This window comes from Sphingopyxis sp. (assembly GCF_035998965.1).
Lineage (GTDB): Bacteria > Pseudomonadota > Alphaproteobacteria > Sphingomonadales > Sphingomonadaceae > Sphingopyxis.
Genome location: NZ_DASYHE010000001.1, coordinates 1 through 2,672, shown reverse-complemented (window position 1 = coordinate 2,672; position 2,672 = coordinate 1). Strand labels below are relative to the sequence as shown.

At 65.8% G+C, this 2,672-nt stretch carries 2 protein-coding genes; both read right to left on the bottom strand.

The features are described from left to right. On the bottom strand, positions 1-1,227 hold a 1,227-nt coding region (gene pstA / locus VGN68_RS00010), incomplete at its 3' end, for a phosphate ABC transporter permease PstA (RefSeq protein WP_327472620.1). Beyond that, positions 1,220-2,596, bottom strand: coding sequence for a phosphate ABC transporter permease subunit PstC (gene pstC, locus VGN68_RS00005; RefSeq protein WP_327472618.1), 1,377 nt, complete (start codon positions 2,594-2,596; stop codon positions 1,220-1,222). The genes pstA and pstC, both read right to left, overlap by 8 nt. Positions 2,597-2,672: the final 76 nt, after the last annotated feature.

The following is a 2,672-nucleotide window of genomic DNA, read 5'->3' as shown; positions in this document are numbered from 1 at the left end:
ATAGATCGCAAAGGCGTTCATCGACAGCAGCACGACAAGCAGCACGATGATCGCGGCGGAGGTTTTCTCGACAAAGCCCCGGTCGACTTCGTCCGACCAGAGGAAGATCTGCATCGGCAGCACCGTCGACGGCGAACAGATGCCGCCCGGGACGTCGCCGATAAAAGCGCGCATCCCGATGAGCAGCAGCGGCGCGGTCTCGCCCAGCGCGCGCGCCATGCCGATGATCGTGCCGGTGAGGATGCCGGGGAGGGCGAGGGGCAACACATGGTGGAACACCACCTGCACCGGGCTGGCGCCGACGCCCAGCGCCGCGTCGCGGATCGACGGCGGCACCGATTTGATCGCGTTGCGGCTGGCGATCACGATCACCGGCATCGTCATCAGCGCCAAGGTCAAGCCGCCGACAAGCGGGCTCGCCTGACAGATGCCGAACCAGTTGATGAACACCGCCAGCGCGAGCAGGCCAAAGATGATCGACGGCACCGCGGCCAGATTGTTGATCGACACTTCGATCAGGTCGGTCCAGCGGTTCTTCGCCGCATATTCCTCCAGATAAAGCGCCGCGAGCACCCCGGTCGGAAACGCGATCAGGAAGGCGATGAAGATCGTCAGCACCGATCCTTTCAGCGCGCCCCAGATCCCCGCCACCGCGGGATCGGTGGCGTCGGCATTTTTGAAGAAGGGCCAGTGGATGCCGGTCGACAGCTTGCCGCCCTTCTCCAGCGCATCGACCTGCGCCCCCAGCGCCCCGGTGGCGCCGTCCTTCGCCGCCATGTCGACCGCGCTTGCGGTCGGCAGCTCGAACACCGTCTTGCCGTCGAGAAGGGTGGGATCATCCTTGATCGCGCTGCGCACTTCCTTCCACGCATTTTCGGAGATCAGCGCCGACCCGCCTTCGCCCAGCGCCTCGTCGGCGGCAAAGGCGACGATGTCGGCCAGCCCCGCGCTCGCGATCACCTGATCGGCGTCGGGGTCGCTGAGCCGTGCCTTGTCGATTGTCAGCGGCATCGCCTTGAAATCGATCGGCACCGCGACATTGGTATAGGTAAAGCCGCGCGCGCCGTTGCCGATCATCACGAACAGCAGGAACGCCAGGAACGCGCCCGACAACAGCACCGCGCCCAGCCCGATGAATTTGAACCGGCGTTCGGCGGCATAGCGGCCCGCGATGCGTTTCTGCATCGCCGCGCCTTTCCAGTCGGTGGGATTGGTGGGCTTATTCATAAGCTTCGCGATACTTCTTCACGATCCGCAGCGCGGCGATGTTGAGCAGCAGGGTGACGATGAACAGCACCAGCCCCAGCGCAAAGGCGGCGAGCGTCTTGGCGCTGTCGAATTCCTGGTCGCCGGTCAGCAGTTTGACGATCTGCGCGGTCACCGTGGTGACGCTGGCAAAGGGGTTGGCGGTCAGGTTCGCCGACAGGCCGGCGGCCATCACCACGATCATCGTCTCGCCGATCGCGCGGCTGACCGCGAGCAGGATGCCGCCCATCACGCCCGGAAGCGCGGCGGGGATCAGCACCTGGCGGATCGTCTCGTTCGGGGTCGCGCCCAGCGCCAGCGACCCGTCGCGCATCGCCTGCGGCACCGCGTTGATGCTGTCGTCGGCCATTGAGGAGACGAACGGGATGATCATCACCCCCATCACGATGCCCGCCGCGAGCGCACTTTCGGTCGATGCGTTGGGAATGCCCAGCATCACCGCAAATTCGCGCAGGGCAGGGGCGACGGTCAGCGCGGCGAAATAGCCGTACACGACGGTCGGCACCCCGGCCAAAATCTCCAGGATCGGCTTGACCCAGCGGCGCACCACCGGCGCGGCATATTGGGTCAGATACACCGCGGTCATCATCCCGATCGGGATCGCGACGATCATCGCGATGATCGCGCCGATCAGCACCGTGCCCCAGAATAGCGGAATGCCGCCGAACGTATCGTCGACCGGCGCCCCGCTCTGCGGCGCCCAGTTGGTCCCGAACAGCAGCTCCAGCGGCGACACCAGCTGGAAAAAGCGGATTGATTCGAACAGCAGCGACAGCACGATACCGAACGTCGTCAGGATCGCGACGAGCGACGCGAGCAGCAGGAACGCCATGACGATCCGCTCGACCCGCGTCCGCGCCCGGAAATCGGGCTTGATGCGGGTGAAGGCATAGAGCCCGCCCGCCAGCGCCAGCGCCAGCATCGCCGCGATGCCGATCCACGCATATTTATGCGCCGCATCGGCATAGGGCTGGACCAGCGGCGCCGCGGCGGGCAGCCGCACCGCGTCCTGCTTGCCCAGCGCCACACTGCGCGCGTCGGACAGGATGGCGCCGCGCTCGAACCCGAACGACGGCAGCGATTGTGCCGCCTCGCTGGTCAAAACTTCGTTGGTGATCAGCCCCGGCGACACCGACGACCAGACGGCCAGGAACAGCGCCGCGGGCGCGAACAGCCACAGCGCGACATACCAGCCATGATATTGCGGCCGCGAATGCAGCTTGGTCCCCGCGCGCCCCGCGAGCAGGTTCGACCGCTGCCGACCGGCAATCCAGCCGATCAGCGCGAGGCCGGCGATCAGGAGTAACAGGGCGGCGGCGTTGAAGGTCACGTGTTTCTCTTAACCTGCCTTCAAATCCGTTCGTGTCGAGCGAAGTCGAGACACCCCTCGACCATGCGCTGTTCCG